At 38.3% G+C, this 22,955-nt stretch carries 22 protein-coding genes; 6 read left to right on the top strand and 16 right to left on the bottom strand.

The annotated features are described in order from the left end of the window. Positions 1-2 precede the first annotated feature (2 nt). The 11 genes from F928_RS10115 to F928_RS10070 form a co-directional block, all read right to left on the bottom strand. Positions 3-1,106, bottom strand: coding sequence for a SagB/ThcOx family dehydrogenase (locus F928_RS10115; protein WP_000360277.1), 1,104 nt, complete (start codon positions 1,104-1,106; stop codon positions 3-5). Between the two features lie 79 nt (positions 1,107-1,185). After that, a complete protein-coding gene (locus F928_RS22455; RefSeq protein ID WP_002113558.1) occupies positions 1,186-1,353 on the bottom strand; it encodes a hypothetical protein in 168 nt (55 codons plus the stop codon). 346 nt (positions 1,354-1,699) lie between these two features. Beyond that, positions 1,700-2,248, bottom strand: a complete 549-nt coding sequence (locus F928_RS10110) for a TetR/AcrR family transcriptional regulator (protein WP_005074237.1) — start codon at positions 2,246-2,248, stop codon at positions 1,700-1,702. A gap of 764 nt (positions 2,249-3,012) precedes the next feature. Further along, positions 3,013-3,915, bottom strand: coding sequence for a bile acid:sodium symporter family protein (locus F928_RS10105; RefSeq protein WP_005074235.1), 903 nt, complete (start codon positions 3,913-3,915; stop codon positions 3,013-3,015). Positions 3,916-3,989: 74 nt separating this feature from the next. Beyond that, entirely contained in the window at positions 3,990-5,630 is a 1,641-nt protein-coding gene (locus F928_RS10100) for a long-chain-fatty-acid--CoA ligase (protein WP_005074234.1), read from the bottom strand. Between the two features lie 137 nt (positions 5,631-5,767). After that, the gene (fadL, locus tag F928_RS10095) at positions 5,768-7,141 is read right to left on the bottom strand and encodes an outer membrane protein transport protein (RefSeq protein WP_005074231.1); all 1,374 of its coding nucleotides are present in this window, start codon (positions 7,139-7,141) and stop codon (positions 5,768-5,770) included. 156 nt (positions 7,142-7,297) lie between these two features. Further along, positions 7,298-9,121, bottom strand: coding sequence for an acyl-CoA dehydrogenase (locus F928_RS10090; RefSeq protein ID WP_005074228.1), 1,824 nt, complete (start codon positions 9,119-9,121; stop codon positions 7,298-7,300). Positions 9,122-9,130: 9 nt separating this feature from the next. Beyond that, positions 9,131-9,592, bottom strand: coding sequence for a MaoC family dehydratase (gene nodN, locus F928_RS10085; RefSeq protein WP_005074226.1), 462 nt, complete (start codon positions 9,590-9,592; stop codon positions 9,131-9,133). Positions 9,593-9,594: 2 nt separating this feature from the next. Further along, positions 9,595-10,506, bottom strand: a complete 912-nt coding sequence (locus tag F928_RS10080) for an SDR family NAD(P)-dependent oxidoreductase (RefSeq protein WP_000154577.1) — start codon at positions 10,504-10,506, stop codon at positions 9,595-9,597. Positions 10,507-10,550: 44 nt separating this feature from the next. Further along, positions 10,551-11,306 (bottom strand): SDR family NAD(P)-dependent oxidoreductase, encoded by a 756-nt coding sequence (locus F928_RS10075; RefSeq protein WP_005074224.1) that lies wholly within the window; start codon positions 11,304-11,306, stop codon positions 10,551-10,553. Between the two features lie 12 nt (positions 11,307-11,318). Then, positions 11,319-12,083 (bottom strand): SDR family oxidoreductase, encoded by a 765-nt coding sequence (locus F928_RS10070; protein WP_005074222.1) that lies wholly within the window; start codon positions 12,081-12,083, stop codon positions 11,319-11,321. Positions 12,084-12,261: 178 nt separating this feature from the next. Here F928_RS10070 and F928_RS10065 point away from each other — a divergent pair, with 178 nt between their 5' ends. From F928_RS10065 to F928_RS10055, 3 genes are all read left to right on the top strand, one after another. Further along, on the top strand, positions 12,262-13,197 hold the full coding sequence (locus tag F928_RS10065) for a LysR family transcriptional regulator (RefSeq protein WP_005074220.1): 936 nt from the start codon (positions 12,262-12,264) through the stop codon (positions 13,195-13,197). A gap of 93 nt (positions 13,198-13,290) precedes the next feature. Then, the gene (gene yhgD / locus F928_RS10060) at positions 13,291-13,860 is read left to right on the top strand and encodes a TetR/AcrR family transcriptional regulator (protein WP_005074219.1); all 570 of its coding nucleotides are present in this window, start codon (positions 13,291-13,293) and stop codon (positions 13,858-13,860) included. Positions 13,861-14,000: 140 nt separating this feature from the next. After that, a complete protein-coding gene (locus F928_RS10055) occupies positions 14,001-15,020 on the top strand; it encodes an MBL fold metallo-hydrolase (protein ID WP_005074216.1) in 1,020 nt (339 codons plus the stop codon). 57 nt (positions 15,021-15,077) lie between these two features. Here the strand turns inward: F928_RS10055 and F928_RS10050 are convergent, their stop codons facing one another. Further along, the gene (locus F928_RS10050) at positions 15,078-15,446 is read right to left on the bottom strand and encodes a hypothetical protein (RefSeq protein ID WP_005074215.1); all 369 of its coding nucleotides are present in this window, start codon (positions 15,444-15,446) and stop codon (positions 15,078-15,080) included. Positions 15,447-15,853: 407 nt separating this feature from the next. Here F928_RS10050 and F928_RS10045 point away from each other — a divergent pair, with 407 nt between their 5' ends. Both F928_RS10045 and yjlD read left to right on the top strand, forming a co-directional pair. Then, positions 15,854-16,402: an RrF2 family transcriptional regulator gene (locus F928_RS10045; protein ID WP_005074213.1), complete on the top strand. Its 549-nt coding sequence runs from the start codon at positions 15,854-15,856 to the stop codon at positions 16,400-16,402. 158 nt (positions 16,403-16,560) lie between these two features. Beyond that, entirely contained in the window at positions 16,561-17,766 is a 1,206-nt protein-coding gene (gene yjlD / locus F928_RS10040; RefSeq protein WP_005074212.1) for an NAD(P)/FAD-dependent oxidoreductase, read from the top strand. A gap of 94 nt (positions 17,767-17,860) precedes the next feature. On the opposite strand, the gene F928_RS10035 is transcribed toward yjlD, so the two are convergent. Beyond that, a complete protein-coding gene (locus tag F928_RS10035) occupies positions 17,861-18,553 on the bottom strand; it encodes a type 1 glutamine amidotransferase domain-containing protein (RefSeq protein WP_005074209.1) in 693 nt (230 codons plus the stop codon). A 155-nt stretch (positions 18,554-18,708) separates the two neighbouring features. Here F928_RS10035 and F928_RS10030 point away from each other — a divergent pair, with 155 nt between their 5' ends. After that, a complete protein-coding gene (locus F928_RS10030) occupies positions 18,709-19,125 on the top strand; it encodes a MerR family transcriptional regulator (RefSeq protein ID WP_002113932.1) in 417 nt (138 codons plus the stop codon). A gap of 224 nt (positions 19,126-19,349) precedes the next feature. Here the strand turns inward: F928_RS10030 and lysl are convergent, their stop codons facing one another. The 3 genes from lysl to cpo form a co-directional block, all read right to left on the bottom strand. After that, complete coding sequence (gene lysl / locus F928_RS10025) at positions 19,350-20,417, bottom strand: saccharopine dehydrogenase family protein (protein WP_005074206.1); 1,068 nt, start codon at positions 20,415-20,417, stop codon at positions 19,350-19,352. A gap of 15 nt (positions 20,418-20,432) precedes the next feature. Further along, positions 20,433-21,671, bottom strand: coding sequence for an NADH:flavin oxidoreductase/NADH oxidase family protein (locus tag F928_RS10020; protein ID WP_005074205.1), 1,239 nt, complete (start codon positions 21,669-21,671; stop codon positions 20,433-20,435). A gap of 159 nt (positions 21,672-21,830) precedes the next feature. Then, complete coding sequence (cpo, locus tag F928_RS10015; RefSeq protein WP_005074203.1) at positions 21,831-22,661, bottom strand: alpha/beta fold hydrolase; 831 nt, start codon at positions 22,659-22,661, stop codon at positions 21,831-21,833. Positions 22,662-22,955 lie beyond the last annotated feature (294 nt).

The raw sequence follows: 22,955 nt of genomic DNA, 5'->3' as shown, positions 1-22,955 counted from the left end.
TCTCAATATATAATAAAAGATGACATAACTGATTCTTTTAATGGATTTAGAGACAAGATTGATTCAATTAAATTTTCTGGTACAGAGTAACTTTCTGTGCAATCTAAACCCAAAATACTACCTACTATTATTTCGTTTGCATGAATATGTCCCAAATCAAAATGCATTACTCGGTAACTTCTTGCTTCTCTATATCGAAACATACTTCGTTCAAATATACAGCTATGTAAAATTATCACCTTCGGTTTTTTTCCTTTTCCTCTCACTAGTACATTACTTGCTATTATTAGTTTATTAACATCAAATGAGCTAATATTTATTTTATCTAATCTATGATTATTTACATTAAAATGATATGCTCCAAAATCTATACCATCTACTCCATCATTAACAATTATATATGCCTCTGTTGTATGCCTAGCACCTCCAGAAGGAACAGGTTTAAGTATATGCTTTCCTGTAGCATACATCTCTACTGTACCAACTTTGGCTATGGAGTAATTTAATAAAAGATTAATTAAATCTAATGATATTTTATTATTTAACCCCTCAATTTCTTTTGAGAAAATACTATTATTTATTTTACTCTTAAAAAATTTTAAAGGTATTAATTCAGCCAAATCATATTTTGGTATCGAATTCCTATACTTTTTAAAATTAGATGGCGGTTGCTCTTCTCTTACCTTGATATCCATTTCATTATGATCTAACTCTTGAATTTCTTTACTTTTAGAGTAATTTACCCAATTCATTCGTGAGGTACTAATATGAAAGAAAACACTTTCCATATTATTAATTAGTTTTTTTGAAAGAATAAACTTATTATACCCATATCCATCTTTTATATTATTTACTTCTAGTATTCCACAATCTATCAATCCTTTTATTGCATTAATAACATAATCATTTTCATGATTAATACTCTCTAATGCTTCTAAAACACTTCTTGGTTTCAAGAAAAATTCCCATACCTCCCAAAACATTTCATTTTTAATAATATCAGGTTCCCAAGCCAAACGGTCTTTTGCTCTGTATAAATACTTCTCAGATCCAATAAACCTAACTTGAAATGATGGGCATATTTTAAGTATAGTATTTTTATCCAAAATTTTTCTCCAATATTTTATTATTTCAGGAGAAATAGGAACCCTTACGGGCTCCTATTATCTTTTTCTATTCTAATATTCAAATAGGTTTAATTATTATGACACAACCTTGTCTATTACCTAATGCTCCATGAGTCTGAGTTGAGTTCTTTTTTAATGCTGCTTTAAAGTCATTTCTTGTGGGAACTTTACTTGATTTAATTAAGCTTTCGGTTGATTGGTTAATATTTTCATTACAATCATTCATGATGATTTCCTCTCTTTATATATACGTTAATTTTTAATTTAAATGTTGCACAAATTGCAACGTTTGGTAAAAAGCAAGATATATGCCAACATTACCACTCTATATTAACTTATTATTTAGCTTAATAATTTTTATTTAAATTATTAACTCACATTCGATCTATTAATTTTAATCTCTCAAATAAAATATAATTGCCCATTAATAGTGCAATATTTTTTTTATGCACCAAAAATAGCAAATTAAAAAAATTTAAACGTATTCTGAATAAAAAGACTCCTTTTAATAGTAGTGATGAGAGGGTATAAGCAATCTTGTTAAATCCCTTTCTTATTTTATTTAATTTTATCTAAAAAGAAAAAAACCTCTCCACCACCACATCCCTCTCTTCCAAACTTTTTGAGCTTAAAATCTGGAACATCAAGCCATCAATTAAGTTTAAAACCATGTCGGCACTTGGTTTTAACGCATGGGTGTCCAAACTAAAAACCAAATCAAAAAGTTCTTTAAGCAGCCATTTTCTATATTCAAGCGCTATACGGTAGGCCTGCGGGTAAATCTGTTTAGTCTCAAAAATGGCTTTAAGTAATAGATAGTACAGGCTATTAAAATTAACATGTAAAACAATAATCTCTTTGAGTTTATCGCTTGAGGTTCGGTAACGGCTTGAGTAAATAATTGCCAGCACTTCTTCTTTAAGTTTGCTTTTTTGAAAAGATATGCACATTTCAATAAGTCGCTGTTTTGAGTGAAAGTAATTATAAAAAGTGGCTTTAGGAATTTTGGATTTTTTGACGATTAAGTCCACACCCGCATTGTGAAATCCATAGAGATTGAACAGCTCAATTGCTGTATGAAGAACCTGTAATTTTTTGGAAGATCTTTCTAAAGTTGGCATCGTTTTACCGTTATAAATTCTTGTTGTTGCTAAAAGAGATTAAAAAGCCTGTGCCTTTTCTGGGAGAAAAAAAGGCACAGCAAAGCCGTAAAGACTGTGCTTGGCACATCTCAAGTTTTATTGTTGCTAAGTTTTAGACGTAATGATTTAAAGCCTGAAAAGCCTATAGCTCATCAAACTGCTTTAAAATTTTAAGTTGTGTCGAGATAGTTTTTGACAGTGACTGCCAATAATTTATGAATGTGCATAGCCAACTCCTTCTTGTGGGAGTTCTGCCAAAGCATTATAAATTATGGTGGCAGAACGGAAGAGGGTTGACGGACTGGTTTGGACTCCAGCACACTCGAAAGTGTCCCACTCCCGTCCTACCGCTACGAGAGGGAGACGAGAGATACATGCAAAACTATTCCTCAGAAGAAATAATCCTGATGTAGTCCAAACAAAACGGTCCGTCAAAACCGACTGGCAATGTAGGCCAGCCCGCAAATGGTAATCTTCAATATTTGAGCTGTCAATGTGAAATTGGCTAGAAATTATTTAATTAAATTATTGTTTTTCATTTAATTACATAATTAAGAAAAACCTTAAATATTGGCTTAACAATTTGCTTTTATAACAGCACTCTAACGCTTTTTTTATTGTAACTGCGCTTGCTCGGCCATAAATATTTTAAATTTTGAGACTAAAAAAGGAGGTATTAGCCTCCTCTTTTAATTCAAACTATAAACGTTTGGTGGTAGTTAAATACCTTTATCTGCCAGATATTACTGAAGATTCTTTGAATATGTTTTAGTTGATATTTGTGTGATCTCTTTCTTTTCTAGACGATTTAACAATGTGCCAAAGATTGCAGCAACAATGTACATAAATAATGAATAAACTGCTGCTGGCATAGCGGCCATACTGCTTGCCATTACTGTAAAAGCAATGGTCATGGCTAAGGTACTGTTATGAATTCCAATTTCAAACGCGCAAGCTTTTGCCTGAAAGCTATTTACACCCAATAATCTTGGAACAAAATAGCCAACCATTAAACTACATACGCAAAACAGCAAAGTTGCCAATCCAATTTGTCCAATATACGTCATCAGATTTTGGTAATCTCGTGCAATTGCTAATATGATGATCGATACGAGAAAAAGGATAGCAAAGATACGCACAGGTTTATTGAGTTTTTCGGCCGTATGCGGTGCAAAATGACGGACTAACATCCCGATCCCAACGGGCACTAAAATAATGAGAAAAACCTGTATGATTTTAGAGAATTGCAATCCTACATTTTGCCCATTTTCCATAAAGTGTTGTATTGCAAAATTCACAATTAATGGAAGTGTAAAGGCAGCAATGACTGAATTTATAGCCGTTAAAGTAATATTTAAAGCGATATCACCTTTATAGAGATAACTAAATAAATTAGCAGTTGGCCCGCCCGGTGACGCAGAAAGGAGCATTAATCCAACAGCAAGCATGGGTGGTAAAGCAAGAACCTTACAAATAATAAATGCAATACCGACTAAAATAACCAGTTGGCAAAATAATGCGATAAACACGGCTTTTGGGTGTTGTCGCACGCGTTTAAAGTCATTTATGGTCAACTCTAGGCCCAAACCAGCCATAATAATTGCGAGTGCAATTGGTAAAAATACGGTAATTAATCCTGAACCCATAATCTCATTCCTTTTTTCATTTATTTATGGACCTTCTATTCCCATACGCTTATGTTTTTAATTAAAAGTTCTTATTAAACCTTTAGTTCTTTTCTTAAAATTTTACCCACGTTCGACTTGGGTAATTCATTTATAAATTGAATATAGCGTGGTTGTTTGTAGCCAGTCAGGTTTTCTTTTGCATAGATTTGAATTTCTTCAACCGATAAAGAGTCATCCTTTTTGACAATAAAGGCTTTAGGCACTTCACCCGATTTTTCATCTGCAATCCCAACCACGGCGACTTCCAAAATTTTTGGATGTTGGGCTAAAACTTCTTCAATTTCGTTCGGAAAAACATTAAAACCTGAAACTAAAATCATGTCTTTTTTACGGTCAATAATTTTGGTATAGCCTTTTTCATTCATAAAGCCAATATCACCCGTTCTAAAGAAACCATCAGCAGTCATGACTGCTTTCGTTTCTTCGGGTAAATTCCAATAACCTTTCATGACCTGCGGGCCACGAATTGCAATTTCTCCAGTTTCACCGGGTGCTAATTGATGACCTTCATCATCCAAAATTGCAATATCCGTGCTCGGTACAGGAATACCGATCGTGCCACTAAAAGTATTAGAGATTGGCGGGTTAAAGGTCGCCACAGGCGATGTTTCTGATAAGCCATACCCTTCACGGATAATACGTCCTGTCAGTTTTTCCCATCCATCGGCAGTAGGTTTCAAAATTGCCATACCGCCGCCTGTAGTAATTTCTAAACGGCTATGGTCCAATTTATTAAAGCCTTCATGATTAATCAGCGCATTAAATAAAGTATTTACAGCAGGAAAAACCGTAGGACGATATTTTTCAAAACAATGTACGAGAGCGTCTAAATCACGCGGGTTTGGAACCAAAACAGTGGCATAACCTTTATTCATTGCACTGTGCAATAAACAGACAGTAAAACCAAAAATATGATAAAGCGGTAAGGCACAGATCGCTATTTCATCTTCGAAAGCATCTCGGTCACCAAAGTAGCTTTTAAAAACCACATTATTTTGTAATAAGTTGGCGACAATATTTTTATGGGTTAATTCTGCGCCCTTGGATACACCTGTTGTTCCGCCCGTATATTGCAAAAGCACAGTATCCTCAAGAACAAGCTTAGGACGTATATAGTCTTGGGCATTTGCCTTCAATAAGATTTGCTTAAAAACGTATTTTTTAGAATCTAAGGTGTCTAATTCAGTAGGTTGCTCGACCAACATTTCAGTCATGGTGGTCGTAATAATCTGCTCAATCGACACTTGCTCTTTGACAGCATCATAAACAGGTAAAAATTGCTCTAATATAAATAAGACTTTTGCACCTGCATCATTTAATTGATGCTTTAACTCGCGTGCTGTATAGAGGGGGTTAATATTGACCAGAATGTAACCTGCACGAATGACGGCAAGTGAAATAATCGGGTATTGAATAATATTGGGCATCATTACGGCAATACGTGTCCCTTTTTCTAGCCCTAAACTTTGCAAGAAAGTTGCTACTTGTCGACTATATAAATCGATTTCAGCATAAGAAAAAGATTGATCTGCAAATATAAAAGCCTTTCTTTGCTGGAACTTATTAAAACTGTTGTCCCAAAAATCGAGAAGTGAAGTTTGTTCATCCGGCAATGTAATCGTACTTTCTATATTCCATTGCTTATATTCGTCTAACCAGATCTGTTTTGTCATCTTATTGTCCTTTTATGAGAGGGAGAAATGGAACTATTCCTACTCCACTTTTTATATTTTCTTTAATCTCTTAATCTGCTTACTCTCGTGCAGAAATAAACTGTTTATATAACTAAGCGATCCATCAAATAGTTGAATTAAAATTTATAACCAATTTTCAAACCGTAACCGATTGAATAGTTATTTTTATATTCACCCACATAATATTCACTGCCTGCCTGAGCACCAAGCTGACCTTTGGCGTCACCAAGCCATAGGTACTTCATTCCACCTGAAATAAAGTATTTTGAAGTTGGACTATATTGCGCACCAAGCCCAACACTGTAATAACCTTTAGCTGGTCCGCCTGTGGATACGCGCTCACCTGCTCCCGAGTCCCAACCTACAGAAACTGAACCCGACCATTTATCGCTTAGGCGTTGTCCAATTCCAAGATTGGCAGACCATTGATCATCATAATAACGAACCAGATTAAAACCGTTTGGACGACTTGGCGTTGATAGAACCCCAACAACTTCTGAGATTTCACCAAAACGATAGGGTTTAAACTCAAAATCATTCCAGTGAACCCAACGCACGTTACCGAACAATAAAGTACCTTTGCGTAATCCGGTCTGAAATTCCAAATTCACTGACTCTGGCGCTCTAAACTTAGTTGATCCTGATGTGCCTGCTTCGGGTAAGCCCGCAACAATACGATTGAGTGCCTCCCTCCGCGATTCAGTGAGTTGTCCTATAGAAACCATATACGCTAAATGCTGATCAAGAAAATCACGGCCTTGCTGCGTACTTAACATATCAACCAGTGGCGCATTTTCATTGGCAGTCACTTCATGCATAATTTCTGAACGATAGGTCAATGAGGCTTTAATGGCTTTTTCGGGAATTTGATAACCAAATCCTGCCAGCCATCCCCAATCTCCAACTTCTTTGGCATTAAAGTCATAGCCATTATATAAACTGAAAACTTGACCTCTTAAATTGACGTTACTCTTAAACGTCTGATAAACAGGGCCTGCATAAAAATTCCAGTTTTTATCCGGTTGATAACCAAAAATCAGACTAAAATTTTGCATAACAAAATTCGATTTGGTGTTCCCTGTTACGACTTCTCCACCGGTCTTTTGGGCAAGTGTTGCTGAATCAATACCCGGTATTAAAATCGTATCACTCGGCTTAGCAACAAAGCTGTTATTTCCATAATATTCAGAATCGGAAGTAAAGGGCTGATCGTAAAGAAAACCAAATGAAAACTGAGGTGCTAACTGTAATTTCAAAGCTGCACTGGGACGATAATCAGAGTTTGCAATATCAGAAATACTATTACGGGTTGGGTTTGTACCTGCTTCTTGTCCTTCTAATGAAGTGTCTGAAACAGATAAACTTGCCTCAAAATAATTACCAGGTTGTAGAAATGCAGAAATTGATTGTCCTGTTCGATCAAATGCTGCTGCATAGAGTGGGCTCGTACAAAATGAAGCCATAACCATGACTAATGTTTTCTTTTTCATCTTTTAATCCGTCCTAGATTTTTATTTTTACTTATTAGGGCGCTCTTTACTGAACGCCTGATGTTTGTTTTACATAGTGATTCTTATTAGGCATTTTCTATAAAATCGGGTTGTTCTCCTTTTCTGTTAAACAGCGCGGTTAAGGAATGGTTCTTATTAGAACCATTCTTCTGACATATTGAGTGGAGTGGCCTCTACCGGATCAAGTACCACTAACCAACTTATAATTTTCGGCATTTCCCAACCAAAGAAATAATCACACGCTGCAAGCTTCCCACGCAGAAAATCAGGGTCTGTTGAGTCCGGCATGAGTTTATGAATGACTACAGCTTGATCAAGCCATAACCATCCCACCACAAGATGTCCAAAAGCTTCTAGATAATTGGCGGCATTTGCCAGTTGAAGTTCTACATCGGTTAATGCATGCAATTTCTCTGTTACATTTCGGATGAGTTGCCACTTTTGGTCTAATTGATCTGCATGATCTTTTAAAGAAGGCTCTGCGTTGGCTTGTTCAATCGTATTCATGATTTTTTCATGTAATAGCTTCATCGACAGTCCCTGATTAAGACGAGTTTTTCGTCCTAATAAATCGAGCGCTTGAATGCCAAATGTTCCTTCATGAATCGGGTTGAGTCGATTGTCCCGATAAAACTGTTCAACATTATATTCACGGGTATAACCGTAGCCGCCATGAACTTGAATGGCTAAATCATTTGCCACAAGCCCCCATTCAGAAGACCAGCTTTTCACTACTGGTGTTAATAGATCAAGTAATTGATGTGCTTGATCGCGTTGCTCGGCATCTTCAAGCGAGTGGATATCATCGGTTAATCGGGCTGCATATAGGCACAGTGCCAACGCACCTGAGACATATGCTTTTTGCGCCAAGAGCATACGGCGAACATCCGCATGTTGAATGAGCGGAATTTGTGGAGAACTTGGATTGCGTTCACTACGAGAGCGACCTTGTACTCGAGTTTTTGCATAATCTAAAGCATGAAGATAACCAGTATATCCCAATGCTGCTGCCCCAAGTCCAACCGAAATTCGGGCTTCATTCATCATATGGAACATATAGGCCAGTCCTTTACCAGCTTCGCCGACTAGCTCACCAATTGCGCCTGCTTCTCCTTCGGGTGTGAAACGACCTTCCCCAAAATTCAGCACACAATTCACAGTTCCCCGATAACCCATTTTGTGGTTAATTCCAGCTAATGCCACATCATTACGTTCACTTGGCTGTCCATTTTCATCGAGTAATTTGCGCGGTACAGTAAACAAAGAAATACCTTGCACACCTGCTGGTAATTGTCCATTTTCATCTGGAATTTTTGCCAAAACCAAATGAACAATATTGTCAGAGATATCGTGCTCGCCACCTGAAATCCACATTTTGTTTCCAAACAAACGATAACGACCATCTTTTGTTTTAATCGCACGTGTACGAATATCAGCCAGACTTGAACCTGCTTGCGGCTCCGATAAGCACATCGTTCCGAAACATTTGCCTTCTATCATAGCGTTGACATAGGGTTTAACTTTTTCAGGTTCACCATGAGCCATTAATAAATTTGCATTACCAATGGTTAAAAAGGCGTAACCCGCTGTTCCCGAATTGGCACCAAGTAGATATGCCATACCTGCACGCTCAATGGTATTGGGTAAGTTCATTCCATTCCAATCTGACGGAAACGCTGCACTCATCAAACCTGCATCCGCAAAGGCCTTTAGCGCTACCCCGACTTCAGGATTGACAGTTACACGTTCACCATCAAAAACAGGTTCGTTACTGTCATTTTTTTTATTATGAGGAGCAAATAAATCGGTTGCCAAAGCCTCGTAAACGTTTAAAACAGACGTATATTCAAAACGGTCCTGTCCTGCAAAAGAATTGCGTTGGCTGAGTTCTTCGACTTTTAGCCAATCGAATAGCAAAAAATCGACATCACGGCGAGAGAGAATTAATTCATTGCTCATGGTTTATTCCTATACATTTACAAGTGTAAGCCACTCGGCCACAAGTGCCGGTTTTGCCTGATCTTCGATTTCAATCGTGACTTCCATGATCAACTGATAACTTCCCTTATTTTTTTGGGAAATATTTTTTAAGTGAAAATTTCCACGCACCCGCTTACCGCTATGTACAGGACTCATAAAACGCAAATTATTGATGCCATAATTCACGCCAGATTTCTGCCCCTGTACAGTCGGCAAGACCTGAGCGGCCATCGCTGAAAGTAAAGAGAGTGTTAAAAAACCGTGGGCAATCGTGCCCCCAAAAGGTGTCTGACGAGCAGCTTCTTCATCCACATGAATAAATTGATGATCTTGTGTGACATCCGCAAAGGTATTAATCATGCTTTGATCAATGGTCATCCATTGCGAGCTACCTAATGCTTGGCCTTGCAACTCAACCAGTTGGTCGATGCTTAATGTATTTTTTGTCAAAATTACTCTCCTGCCATTAATGAAGCCTTTTTCAGCTCAAGCTCGCCCTGAGCGCCTCCTCTGACAGGAACAAACTCATCTGTTCGGTCTGAAACATCAGCTAAACGTTGTGCTAAAACATGCGGAACCTGTTCATCCGTACCTAAATAAATTCCTTGCGTAAGGGTAATGTGGGCAGCTTCAAAACTACCTGCGCCCGCACAAAGAATCATACGGGTAGGTGCATCTTCGCTAACCAAAGTCGCGATTGCAGGACTGACCGCACTTGGAGCAAGTGCTTTAAGGGCTTCTTCGGGTAATAATCCTTCAAGCATACGCGTTGCAGCTGTTGGTGCTAAACAATTCACCCGAACATTAGATTTTTCACCCTCTAAAGCCAGTGTCTGCATGAGTCCAACTAATGCCATTTTTGCAGCACTGTAGTTGGACTGCCCAAAGTTGCCATATAGACCAGAGGATGAAGTCGTCATAACAATACGACCATATTTTTGCTCGCGCATAATATCCCATACCGCTTTAGTGCAATTTACTGCCCCCATTAAGTGGACATCAATCACGGTACGGAAGTCATCTAGTGACATTTTGCTAAAAGTTTTATCTCGAAGAATTCCAGCGTTATTAATTAAAATATCTACACGTCCCCAACGGGCAATTGTTTCATCTACCATCTGTTGAACTTGTTCAATATCAGTGACTGAAGCACCATTTGCCATCGCCTCGCCACCAGCAGCAATAATTTCATCCACGACTTTTTGGGCCGCCATGGTTGAGCCACCTTTTCCGTTCACATCGCTACCAAGATCATTCACGACCACTTTTGCACCCAAACGAGCCAGTAACAATGCATGTTCCCGCCCTAGACCTGCGCCTGCACCTGTAACAATAGCCACTCGATTGCTTAAATTAATTGTCATGATTTTTTCCTAAATATATGAATAAGATGTATTTAATAAATGTTTTAATAAGCTGTCACACCGCCATCAATTGCAATGGCTTGACCTGTGAGATATGAGTTTTCTTTGGCACACATCATCAGCATCATTGCCACCACTTCACTTGGATGGCCAAGACGCTTCATTGGCGAGGCCTGCGCTAAAAAGTCTTGTTTCTCTTTGAGTTCACTGTCGACCACCATCGGGGTGGTTGTATAAAATGGACAAATTGCATTAACTCGAATGCCTTTATTTGCATATTCAACCGCTGCTGTTTTGGTTAATCCCACCACAGCATGCTTTGCCGCAGCATAGGCAGCCAATTTGGGAGCAGCGCCTAAACCTGCAACAGAAGCAACATTCAGAATAATGCCCCCACCTTGTTGCAACATCTGACGAATTTGATGCTTCATTCCAAAGAACACACCTTTGGCATTGACGGCAAAACTCAAATCCAAATCTGCTTCATCGGTATCAATAAAGCTTTTCATAGGCGGACTCATACCTGCATTATTGATCCCGACATCGATTCTACCAAACTGAATAACTGCACTTTGCACCAAAGCCTGTACATCTGCTTCACAGCTGACATCACACACTTGCGCAACCACCTCTACTCCTGCTTGGCGTAGCGGTTCAACTACAGTATTTAACCCTTCAATATTCAAGTCACCCAACACTAATTTTGCACCATACTTTGCCAGTTGCTCTGCCAGCAATGCACCAAATCCACTCGCCGCACCTGTGATTAAGACCACTTGACCTGAATAATGTTCGTACATTGCTATTCCTCCCTAAATAGTTAAACCGCCATCAACCACAATACATTCACCATTGGTGTAACTCGCAGCATCTGACACTAAATAAAGTACAGTTCCAGCCATTTCACGTGGTTCTGCATGACGGCGTAATGGAATTGTGTCCATCCAGCTTTTATAAATATCTTCATTTTCAAATAGTGCCGAAGCAAATTTGGTCTTGGTAAGACCCGGTAATAAAGCATTCACTCGAATGCCCAATGGTCCACATTCTTTTGCAAAGGCTTTGGTCATATTCACCACCGCAGCTTTGGTAATAGAATAAATACCTTGTCGGTCTCCGGGTTGTAGGGCATTTACAGATGCGGTATTAACAATTGCACCGCTACCCTGTTCTTTCATTAATTTACCCGCTTCAATAGACATGAAGAAATATCCACGAATATTGACTTCAACCGTTTTGTTATAGGCCCCAATATCTGTATCTAGAATATGACCAAAATAAGGGTTGGCGGCCGCATTATTGACTAAAATATCTAAACGACCGTGTTCTTTACGAATATATTCAAAAATTGCTGCAATATCTTCGAGTTTACCCACATGACAAGCGGCTGCCTCCGCTTTACCGTTTGCTGCAATAATTTCATTAGCAACGCGTTGGCAATCTTCAATCTTGCGACTAGATACAATTACATGTGCACCTTGTTCTGCTAAAAGTTTGGCAATTTCCTCACCAATACCACGGCTTGCACCTGTAACTAAGGCTATTTTTCCAGTCAAATCAAATAAATGTGTTACCATATCATTTCCTTATGTTCATAGGTTTTATAAAAATTAGTTGTAATCAACGCTTCTAAATTTGGTTACCACAAGCGCTACATTCAAAATTCACAGTATTAATCACTCTATTTCTTATGCTATTTCCTGACCATATCTAACTTGTTACAATGAATAAAATGAATTGTTTGAATAACAAACTATGAATGAAATGAATAATAATATTGCCTCTCTTGCTCGTATTGACCTGAATTTATTTCGTGTATTTGTGGCAATTTATAAAGAAAAAAATCTAACACGGGCCAGTGAACAACTTTTTCTAAGTCAACCTGCTGTTAGCCATGCTTTGGCACGTTTACGTGATCATTTTAATGACCCATTATTTATTCGAGATGGACACGGTGTTGTTCCATCACCTTTAGCCAAACGTTTATGGCCTAAAATTGAACAGTCATTACAACTTATGCATCAAGCAATTCAAAGCACGCATGACTTTGTGCCAGCACGAGATTTAAAGCATCTCACAATTGCTATGAATGATGAGTATGAAGGAATTTTTTTACCCTCTATTATTCAGCACTTAACTCAATTTAATCCTAATTTACAGTTAAATAGCGTACGCATTGATCGTAAAAACTTAAGACATGAGCTTTCTACGGGGAAAATCGATTTTGCGATTGATGTTCAACATTCGGTTGAAGATAGCATTGGTTATGAATGCCTTACTAAAGATCAATTTGTAGTAATAAGTCGTAAGCAGCATCCTTTATTATCCAAAACAAACCTAACCAAAGAAATTTATTTAGAAGCTAAACACATTACAGTGTCCTCTCGTCCTACAGGTCGTGTTTTTGAAGATTTTTTCTTATCTAAACAAGGTATCAAAAGATCGATTAGTTTCCGCTGCCAACAATATGAAACGGCAATCCGATTAATTACACAAATAGACCATTTACTCACGATTCCTCAATGTCAAATTGCTCATTTTAAAGATACTTACCCTCAAATTAAGGTGCATCCACTACCGATAGATATTGTTGGATATCAGATGAATTTATATTGGGATCAGCAAAAGGCCCATGAACACCAAATCGTATGGTGTAAGAGCCAAATATTGCAGCTTATGAATAATTTATAAAATATTAAATTTATGACAGTAAAATTCTATTTCGCTTGCACTGCTCATATTTTTATGTATGATTGAGTAATCACTCAATTAATATTTTTGTATATGGCTCGTCCTCGTAGTGAAGATAAACGTAATGCAATTTTAAGTGCTGCTATTGAAACATTAGCAGAGCTTGGCGAACGTGCGTCTACCTCAAAAATTGCCAAAGTTGCTGGCGTGGCAGAAGGTACTTTATTTACCTATTTTAGTAATAAAGAAGAGCTGCTTAACCAGTTATATCTTTCGCTAAAGGCTGAGTTACGTCAGGTGATGATGCTTAGTTACCCCACTAACGCTGACCTGCAAATACAAATGTCACATATCTGGCAAAGTTATTTGGACTGGAGTCTAGAAGCCCCTCTTAAACGTAAAGTAATGGCGCAGCTTTCGACCTCGGAACAAATTACTGAGCAAAGCAAACAAATTGGCATGCAAACCTTTTGTGATCTCACCCAAAACATTCAAGAATGTATTAATGATGGAAAATTAAGAGACTATCCACCGTTATTTATTGCTTCAATTTTAGGTGCGCTTGCAGAAGTTACACTTAATTTTATTGCCCAAGACCCTTCTCAGGCCGAGCTTTATCGTAAATCTGGTTTTGAAGCGTTTTGGCATGCAGTTTCAATTTAGATAAAAGTTAAGGATGCGCGGCGTCCTTATTTTTAAACCAATTAATGAGTGAGCAAATACTCATTTAAATAAATCAAAATAAGCACTTAGCCCAAGTTCTTATTTGCACATATAGGTTTGTTCCAATAAGGAAAAACAAGATGACTATTTCAAACACAACAGACTTGCCTTCTCCCTTAATGCCATCTCAACAGCACAATGGCAAATTTAGAAATACGCGTCCCAATCAACACAAGCCTTCTTTTGGCAAAACACTTCAGCTCATGTGGAAGTTTTTATTTAACAAACCAAAAGACACCGTTCCAAACAAAGAAATTCCTATTTTAAGTTTGTCGAAAGAGCAGTTATTAAGTGCACCCGATCGCTCTCTATTTCGCTTGGGCCACTCAACTATCTTACTAAAACTGCAAAATGAATTTTGGTTAACCGACCCAGTTTTTTCAGAGCGTGCATCACCTTTTCAATGGCTTGGACCAAAACGTTTCCATCAGCCCCCAATTAACATTGCCGAATTACCACCCATTAAAGGCGTGATTTTGTCGCATAACCACTACGACCATCTCGACTACCATGCAGTAATACAGCTTAACGATAAAGTTGAGCATTTCTTAACTCCGCTTGGTGTGGGTGACACACTCATTAAATGGGGAATTCCAGCAGAAAAAGTTCAACAACTTGATTGGTGGGATACCACACAGGTAGATGGACTAAAATTGGTGGCTACCCCTGCCCATCATTTTTCAGGCCGTGGTATGGGCGATAGCAATGCGACACTTTGGGCATCGTGGGTGATTATTGATAATGACTTACGTGTATTTTTTAGTGGAGATACGGGATATTTCGATGGGTTTAAAGAGATTGGACATCGTTATGGCCCATTTGATCTGACCATGTTAGAAACTGGTGCTTACGACCCTGAATGGCCTGATGTCCACATGCAGCCAGAGCAAACGTTACAAGCGCATATCGACTTAAAAGGACGCCATTTGTTGCCTGTACACAACGGTACTTTTGACTTGGCGCTTCATGCTTGGGATGACCCGTTTGAACGTATTGTCGGTTTAGCTCATGAAAATAATTTAGCCATTAGCACACCGCAAATGGGTGAACTCTTGAATCTTAATGAACCAAATGTCGAAAATTATTGGTGGCGTTCGTAAGTTTGAAGAAATTATTTGGAGAGTAAAAGAATGCTTTTGCTCTCCAATCTTAATATTTTAACTTGTCTTATGTGCCTTCCAAGGAAACTTAATTGTGCACACAACAAAAACCAGAAATAAAAATTGGGAAATATACATATAGTTGAGCAAGTCTCGCCCTACCTTTAATGTAATCCAAGTGTTGTGAATGACATCACTAAATATAATAAGAAAAGTTAGAATTAAGCCGATACGAGGTCTATAAAATAGAAGAATTGCTGCAAGTGGATCAATAAACGTTAAAGATGTCCAATAAATACAAGTAAATAAAGGCGCATTGTTATAGTCCCAAAACAAACCATGCATCAAAACTGTTTGTAAATGGTTGAACCCTGCACCGATAAGGCAAAGTGCATAAATACATCTAATAATAAATTCAGTTTTCAAAACAACTCTCTTATTCATTCATCATGCTATATAAAAAAATATTTTTATTCAGATAAATCTATTTAATATTTTAAGTAAAACAATCTACGTAAATATAATTTAAATAACTCTATAAATAAATGATAAATGCCTATTCCGTTTCATCTATCTTACTTATAAGTGGTGAACTATTTGATTAAACACCTGTTAGACATTCTTACGATTCAGAGAACTTAATAAAATATTTTTTATAAATTATTAAAATCTGTTTATTTAATAAAATTTAAATTATTCAATAAGATACATTCATAGTTAACACTTTTAAATAACCCTCTTTAAACTAGGACTAACTTTATCCTAGTTTTATTGTTGACTTAAAACACAGACTACATTAGTCTGTGTTTGTAGTTGATCAATTATGAAATTAAATGGCTTATATCACTAGTAGCGTCGAGTATGCGATTCACTGTCTTCTTTTTCTTGTGAACAATGAAGATAAACCTTTAAGTAGTAAGGATCTTGCCGAATTACAAGGAGTCTCTCCGAGTTTTATGGCCAAGATTTTTCCTAAACTTGAAAAGGCAGGTCTCGTTATTGCTCAAGAAGGTGTTCGTGGTGGATATTTACTCGCCCGATCTGCTCACGAAATCAGTTTTTTAGATATCGTGAATGCAATTGAAGGTGAAAAACCGCTTTTTGAGTGCCAAGAAGTGCGTGGTAAATGTGCAGTCTTTAACAATGCCCCGCCAGATTGGGCAACCAGTGGTGTATGTGCAGTACATGCTGTCATGCTACAAGCCGAAAAAGCTATGCGAGACGCTTTAGGTGCTCATACACTTGGCGATATTGCAGACCGTTTTGGCCGTTATGCCCCCGACGTATTTTTTAGTGATGTAAATGGTTGGATCAATGAACGCATTGAAGGAAGAACAGCAAAAATGCGGAAAAGTAAAATATCGCGGGATACTCCCGACTAATGAACTGAAAGGGTCTCAAACCCTAGAGCAATAACACCCCCTAATCGTTTTAAACGCCTTCTCAGATTTTTCGGACAATCAGAGAAAGGATTCTCTCACCTTAAATTTTGTGATGAGCAGGAATGTGCTGTCCGAAAATCTATCAAAAGGATAATCAAATGAGTAAGCGTATTATTATTGCAGGTTCTGGCTTTGCTGGTTTATGGGCTGCACTTGCTGCACAAAGAGCAATTCACTTAGCTTCGCAAGAACAAAACATTGAAGTGGTGATGGTTTCCCCTAGCCCGAATGTTGGGATCCGTCCTCGTCTTTATGAAGCTGTGCTTGAAAACATGAACCCTGATATTTCAGAGTTATTAAGTGTGGTGGGAGTTAAATTTCTGGCAGGTTGGGTAAATAAAATTGATGTCGACCAACAGACCATCGAAGTTTCAACCACTGATGGCAACAATCAAACCTTAAGCTATGATCGTTTTATTCTGGCAACCGGTAGTACGACTTTTATGCCACCTATACCAGGCCTTACCGAATATGGATTTAGTGTAAGCACCCTAGAAGATGCAGAAAAACTAGATCAGCACCTTAAAAACTTAGCAAATAAACCTGCAAATGCAGCGCGTAATACGGTGGTCGTTGCAGGTGGTGGTCTTACCGGGTTAGAAACTGTTACCGAAATGCCTGAACGTCTGCGTAGCATTTTAGGTGCAACTGATGTCCGTGTAGTTTTAGTTGATTCCTCAACAGAAATTGGCGCGGCGATGGGTGACCAAGCTGCTACCGTTATTCGAGAAGCTCTTAGCGAGCTTGGTGTGGAAGGTAAAGCTGGGCTACGAGTTACAGCACTAGATGCATCAGGGGTAACACTTTCTAATGGCGAAAAAATTGAATCAGAAACCGTGATCTGGACTGCCGGTATGCGAGCCAACCCACTCACCTCTCAAGTTACTGGTGAAAAAGATAATTTAGGCCGTATTTTAGGGGATGCCTATTTACATGCACCTGAAGCAAAAAATATTTTTGTGACTGGCGATACTGTAAAAGTTCCAACTGATGATTTAGGGAATTTTAACGTGATGTCGTGTCAGCACGCCATGAGCCTAGGCCGTGTAGCGGGTTACAATGCTGCGGCAGAATTAGTTGATTTACCCCTTCATCCATACAGCCAACCAAAATATGTAACTTGTGTTGACTTAGGTCCTTGGGGTGCACTTTATACCGAAGGTTGGGATCGACAAGTTCAATTTGTGCGTGAAGAAGCGAAAAAAATTAAACAGGAAATTAATACTGTCTGGATTTATCCACCAGTTGCAGACCGTGAAGCTGTTTTTGCAATAGCAAATCCTGATTTTGTAATTGTTCCTTAAATTTAACCTCGTAGGATCAATCCATTTATTTAAAAACCCTAAAAGCAAGCCCATCGCTGGTCCTACTTTTAGGGTTTATATTTGAATTATTAAATTATGACTTTTCTAGCTCTTCTATTATCGCTAAAGCTGTCTTTTTAGCTGAAAACGGGTTTTGACCCGTAATTAACTTACCATCTTGAACGACGTATGGTGCAAAAGGAATAAAAGCTTTTTCATAACGAGCACCATATTCTTTCGCTAACTCTTCGGCATTGTATGGCACTTTTTTTGCTACTCCTGCCAAAACCTCTTCACTCCATGCAAAGCCTGTTAACTTTTTGCCTGTTATAAGTCGGTCACCATTTGAAAGTCTGACATTGAGCAAGCCACAATAGCCATGACAAACACTCGAAACAATGCCGCCCTTTTCATAAATGTTTTTGGTGATTTCTTGAAGTTCAGGATTATCTAAAAAATCCCACATCACCCCATGGCCACCTGTGTAATAGATCACGTCATAGTCTTGCCAATTAATATCGGAAGGCTTAAAGGTATTTGCCAGCAGCGTAATAAAAGCCTGATCTTTTTCTCGGTCTTTAACAGATTTATCTGCCACTAAAGGCACAAGCGATTTTGGTTCAATTGGAGTTTTTCCACCATTTGGACTCACAATATCTTGCACATAACCTTGTTTTTCAAACTCATCATAGGCATGGGTAAGTTCACCTAACCACAGTCCTGTTTGTTGATCTACATCCTTATAGCGTGAAACATTGGTCACGACGTGTAATATGCGTTTAGACATTTTCTCACCTCATTTTCATATTTATAATTCTATTCTTTCGTCTATCAAAGCATAGAAAGTTGTTACTGAAAGTGTGTGCTTGGTAAAGTTATGAACCTTGCTTTTGTGTTACTATAAGTCTAAAGTTAGCTTGAATGTCAAGAGAGTATGTGGCTATGAATATTAGCGAGTTATCGAAATTAAGTGGTTTAAGTACCCCTACTATTCGTTATTACGAGCAAATTAAACTCTTGCCTAAAGCAAAAAGAAAATCGAATGGCTATCGTGAATATACTGATAACGATTTGAAACAACTTTCTTTAATCCAGCAAGCTCAACAAGTCGGGTTTTCTTTAGCAGAAATTAAAGCATTTTTGCCATCGAAAGTTGTCGCTTGGGACCATGATGCTCTCATTCAAACGATTGAAACCAAAATTCAGGAAATAGAAATTTTAGAACAAAAGCTAAAAGTCAGTAAGCAAAACTTACATACCATGATTGAAGCTATTAATAACAAACCAGATGAAATTACATGTGAGCAAAATGCAGAACGTCTGATGAATCTCTATTTTGACAACGCAAAAACACCATAATTTCAATTAGAGTTAATCGCTCTCGCGTTGTATAGATGGGTACTGGTATCAACTAAGTAACCAAAGCGTTTAAGTATCAATCTATAAATCTAAAAAAACGAATTACGGACCAACGCTGTAATTCGTTTTTTCATGCAAATACTATAGAAAAAAATCAGCCAATCTTTTGATAGCGAAAACCTTATTCGGGACGATCTATAAACATGCTGTTTTAATAAAGGCTTTTAATTAATAACCAACGGACCAGAACCCGGCAACTCGGTCACTAGTTTATAACCCATCAGTTTTGCTGGCGTATATGTACCGCCTTTCACTGTATTTTTGAGTAAATAATTCACCACAGTCAGTGAACCATTTACGGTAAGGCTATATGCATTTTCTGTTTGGATACGGGCAGTTTTGATTTCCCCACGTGAATTTCTGGCTTCACCCCAAACATAGGTAGGTACTTTCGCGCGGAGTTCCTCATTTGGTCCAACAACCGTTTTTTCAATACGTGACTTAATAAACTTCTGCACAGCATTGATTTTTAATATTGGGCGTACATAGTTCAGCATTTTTGCACCAAAAATCATTTTGGGAAATGCGGGTACAAATACTTCAATGTTTGGAATACCAGTTGTATAGAACGCTGTAGATACGTCTCCCCACGGAACACTCATGGCACTTTTTTTACCGTCACCAAAATCAATGGTCCGAACATAATGTGCTAATGGAACGGTGATAATTTTTCCGTTTTTACGAATTTTTCCGCCTTCGGCCATACCTTCTGTACTTGTTTTTGCCGTACCCGGTGAAAGCCCTGTTTTTGAATCAAAACCAAGCGCCAAATGGGTCGCATCTGGCAGAGCTTCTTTGAGCGCAGCGGCAACGCAATCTGTCGGAATCACATCAAAACCAACACCTGGACAAAGCACAACATCGGCTTTTTCGGCTTGGCTGTTAAGTGACTGTGCCAACTCAAATACTGAGATTTCGCCCGTAATATCTAGATAGTGAGCACCTGCCTTTATACAAGCTTCCATCATGGGTTTCGATGTCGCGGAAAATGGCCCTGCACAGTGCATGATCAGTTTAAAGCCTTTGAGTTGTTCACTTACCGCATCCACGTTATCGAGCCCAAAAGCCTTATAACCAAGCCCCAACTCTTGAGCAAGTGCTTCAACCTTAGCTTTGTTACGACCAGCCAAAGTTGGTTTTAGACCTTGGCGTACAGCTTCACGAGCGATTAACTCGCCCGTGTAGCCATTTGCTCCATAAATTATCCAGTTTGAATCGTTCGCATTTGTCATAACACAACTCACTTATTAAGAAGCAAATGAATAGTCACGCATGCCTTTTTTGTATTGGCGAGTACGGCATGACATAGCTGATTGTTGCAAAATTAAAGCCCAAGCTGGTGAAACATTTGGTTTTGTTTTTTTACCTGCGCTTAAATTACGTAACTGGAATTTGACCACAGCCATATTGGCAAGTGAAGCAAGTGTTTTGTTCTTCCAAGTAATTGGTTTTAACTCAGGAGTAAGATTCTGGCCTTGTTTCCAAGCATTTGGCAAATTAGGTTCAATTGCTAGAGCTGTGGCAATACCGACCATATCTACACCACTTTCAATCACTTTCTCTGCCACTTGTTTACGGCGTATCCCACCTGTCACCATAACAGGCATTTTGGCAACTTTACTAATCTCTTGCGCAAATTCTAAAAAGTAAGCTTCACGAGCAAGTGTACGGCCATCACGTGCTTGACCTTGCATTGCAGGTGCTTCATAGCTACCGCCTGAAAGTTCAACCAAATCGACTGCATGCTCATTTAACATTTTAACCACTTGTTGAGCATCTTCAGCGCTAAACCCACCACGTTGGAAATCGGCTGAGTTCAGTTTTACTGCAACAGTAAACTGAGGCGAAACCACTTTACGAACAGCTTTAACAATCTCAATTAAAATGCGAGCGCGGTTTTCTAAAGAACCACCCCATTGATCTTGGCGTTTATTACTCAGTGGAGAAAGAAACTGACTTAATAAGTAACCATGTGCTGCATGAATTTCTACACCAGTAAACCCAGCTTTTTCACCTAGACGCGCTGTGTTTGCAAAACGCTGAATCACCTCTGCAATCATAGATTCAGTCATTTCAATTGGTGTATTAAAGCGATTTGACATTTTGCCAAGATCAAGTGAAATAGCCGATGGCGCCCAAGTCTGCTGACCAAGGTTTGCTTGCATTTGACGCCCCGGATGGTTAATTTGAAGCCAAACCTGAGCGCCTTTTGAACGACCAATTTGTGCCCATTTTTTAAAAGTATCCAGATGCTTTTCATCTTCAAGCACTACGCCGCCCGGTCCAGTCATCGCTCGGCGGTCTACCATCACATTTCCAGTAATAATTAGACCTACGCCACCATTTGCCCAAGCCTGATATAAACGCATTAATTCTTCTGATGGTGCATGGTCTAAATCAGCCATATTTTCTTCCATTGCCGCTTTAGCAATACGGTTAGGAACATATGAGCCATTTGGGAATACTAATTTTTCGAACACTTTCATTGGAATGACCTCATTCAGTATGGCTTTACTTTAAGATTAAAGCTAACTTTAATGTCAATACCTTTTAGCATTTCTATATTTATTACTTTCAATTTCATTTACTTATAAATAAAAAAGAGGCACTTAATAGGCCTCTTTTTTAAAGTTTAAAGCTTTAAATTATTCGCGAATAAACGTCAACAAGTCAGCATTAATCACTTCATGGTTTACAGTTAACATACCGTGAGAAAAACCCGGATAGATCTTGAGTTGGCTATTTTGAAGTAACTCAGCAGATTTTACGCCAGACGTTTTATTAGGCACGATCTGATCGTCATCACCATGTAACACCAAAACAGGAATGGTGATTTTCTTTAAATCTTCGGTAAAGTCAGTTTGTGAGAACGCCACAATACCATCGTAATGCGCTTTTGCACTACCCGTCATACCCTGACGCCACCAGTTAGCAATAATACCTTCAGATGGTTTCGCATCTGGTCGGTTAAAACCATAGAACGGACCAGATGGAAGATCTCGGAAAAATTGCGCACGGTTGGTGAGAACCTGATTTTGCAGATCATCAAAAACTTCTTTTGGTAAACCTTCAGGATTATTTTCAGTTTTAACCATCAGTGGCGGAACTGCACTGACAAGAACAGCTTTCTTAACATTGTCTTGGCCATGACGTGCAATATAGTGAGCTACTTCACCACCGCCCGTTGAGTGGCCAATGTGAATTGCATTTTTAATATTCAGATGTTTAACCACTTCTGCAACGTCATCTGCGTAGTGGTCCATATCGTGACCATCCCACACCTGACTCGAACGTCCATGTCCCCGTCTATCATGGGCAACTACACGAAAACCTTCTTTAAGGAAAAAAAGCAACTGTGTGTCCCAATCATCTGAACTTAAAGGCCATCCATGATGAAAAAATAAAACTTGGGCATCCCGTGGTCCCCAATCTTTATAGAAAATTTCTACGCCGTCTTTTGTGGTTACATATCCCATCTTTGTTCTCCTGGTGAAAAACTGCTTGTTGATTCGTTATAAAGGATTGAATATTTATACTAAGTTTAAAGTTAACTTTAAGGTCAACTATCTTAATCGTCTTTTAAAAATAAAATTTATATGAAGACGCTAGGCGACATTGTATCTTTTTAATCTTTAATTGTTTTTATTTTATTTCCCTTAAATGTCAAAGACTTTACACCTCAAAATTAAAGACTTGACCTTAAAGTTAGCTTTAATCTTATAGTTTCTGTATTGATTCTAAATTAACACGTCTTGAAATATACAGCATTA

The organism is Acinetobacter pittii ATCC 19004 = CIP 70.29, assembly GCF_000369045.1.
Taxonomy (GTDB): Bacteria; Pseudomonadota; Gammaproteobacteria; order Pseudomonadales; family Moraxellaceae; genus Acinetobacter; species Acinetobacter pittii.
This window is presented reverse-complemented; position numbering and strand designations above follow the sequence as displayed.

Bases quoted from the DNA above. Each gene is read 5' to 3' on its own strand.
- F928_RS10075 (WP_005074224.1), bottom strand. From the start codon at position 11,306: ATGTACGAACATTATTCAGGTCAAGTGGTCTTAATCACAGGTGCGGCG.
- F928_RS10055 (WP_005074216.1), top strand. From the start codon at position 14,001: ATGACTATTTCAAACACAACAGACTTGCCTTCTCCCTTAATGCCATCT.
- F928_RS10030 (WP_002113932.1), top strand. From the start codon at position 18,709: ATGAATATTAGCGAGTTATCGAAATTAAGTGGTTTAAGTACCCCTACT.
- F928_RS22455 (WP_002113558.1), bottom strand. From the start codon at position 1,353: ATGAATGATTGTAATGAAAATATTAACCAATCAACCGAAAGCTTAATT.
- yjlD (WP_005074212.1), top strand. From the start codon at position 16,561: ATGAGTAAGCGTATTATTATTGCAGGTTCTGGCTTTGCTGGTTTATGG.
- F928_RS10045 (WP_005074213.1), top strand. From the start codon at position 15,854: ATGGCTTATATCACTAGTAGCGTCGAGTATGCGATTCACTGTCTTCTT.
- F928_RS10020 (WP_005074205.1), bottom strand. From the start codon at position 21,671: ATGAAAGTGTTCGAAAAATTAGTATTCCCAAATGGCTCATATGTTCCT.
- cpo (WP_005074203.1), bottom strand. From the start codon at position 22,661: ATGGGATATGTAACCACAAAAGACGGCGTAGAAATTTTCTATAAAGAT.
- F928_RS10035 (WP_005074209.1), bottom strand. From the start codon at position 18,553: ATGTCTAAACGCATATTACACGTCGTGACCAATGTTTCACGCTATAAG.
- F928_RS10080 (WP_000154577.1), bottom strand. From the start codon at position 10,506: ATGACAATTAATTTAAGCAATCGAGTGGCTATTGTTACAGGTGCAGGC.
- F928_RS10090 (WP_005074228.1), bottom strand. From the start codon at position 9,121: ATGAGCAATGAATTAATTCTCTCTCGCCGTGATGTCGATTTTTTGCTA.
- F928_RS10110 (WP_005074237.1), bottom strand. From the start codon at position 2,248: ATGCCAACTTTAGAAAGATCTTCCAAAAAATTACAGGTTCTTCATACA.
- lysl (WP_005074206.1), bottom strand. From the start codon at position 20,417: ATGACAAATGCGAACGATTCAAACTGGATAATTTATGGAGCAAATGGC.
- fadL (WP_005074231.1), bottom strand. From the start codon at position 7,141: ATGAAAAAGAAAACATTAGTCATGGTTATGGCTTCATTTTGTACGAGC.
- F928_RS10070 (WP_005074222.1), bottom strand. From the start codon at position 12,083: ATGGTAACACATTTATTTGATTTGACTGGAAAAATAGCCTTAGTTACA.
- yhgD (WP_005074219.1), top strand. From the start codon at position 13,291: ATGGCTCGTCCTCGTAGTGAAGATAAACGTAATGCAATTTTAAGTGCT.
- F928_RS10065 (WP_005074220.1), top strand. From the start codon at position 12,262: ATGAATGAAATGAATAATAATATTGCCTCTCTTGCTCGTATTGACCTG.
- F928_RS10100 (WP_005074234.1), bottom strand. From the start codon at position 5,630: ATGACAAAACAGATCTGGTTAGACGAATATAAGCAATGGAATATAGAA.
- F928_RS10105 (WP_005074235.1), bottom strand. From the start codon at position 3,915: ATGGGTTCAGGATTAATTACCGTATTTTTACCAATTGCACTCGCAATT.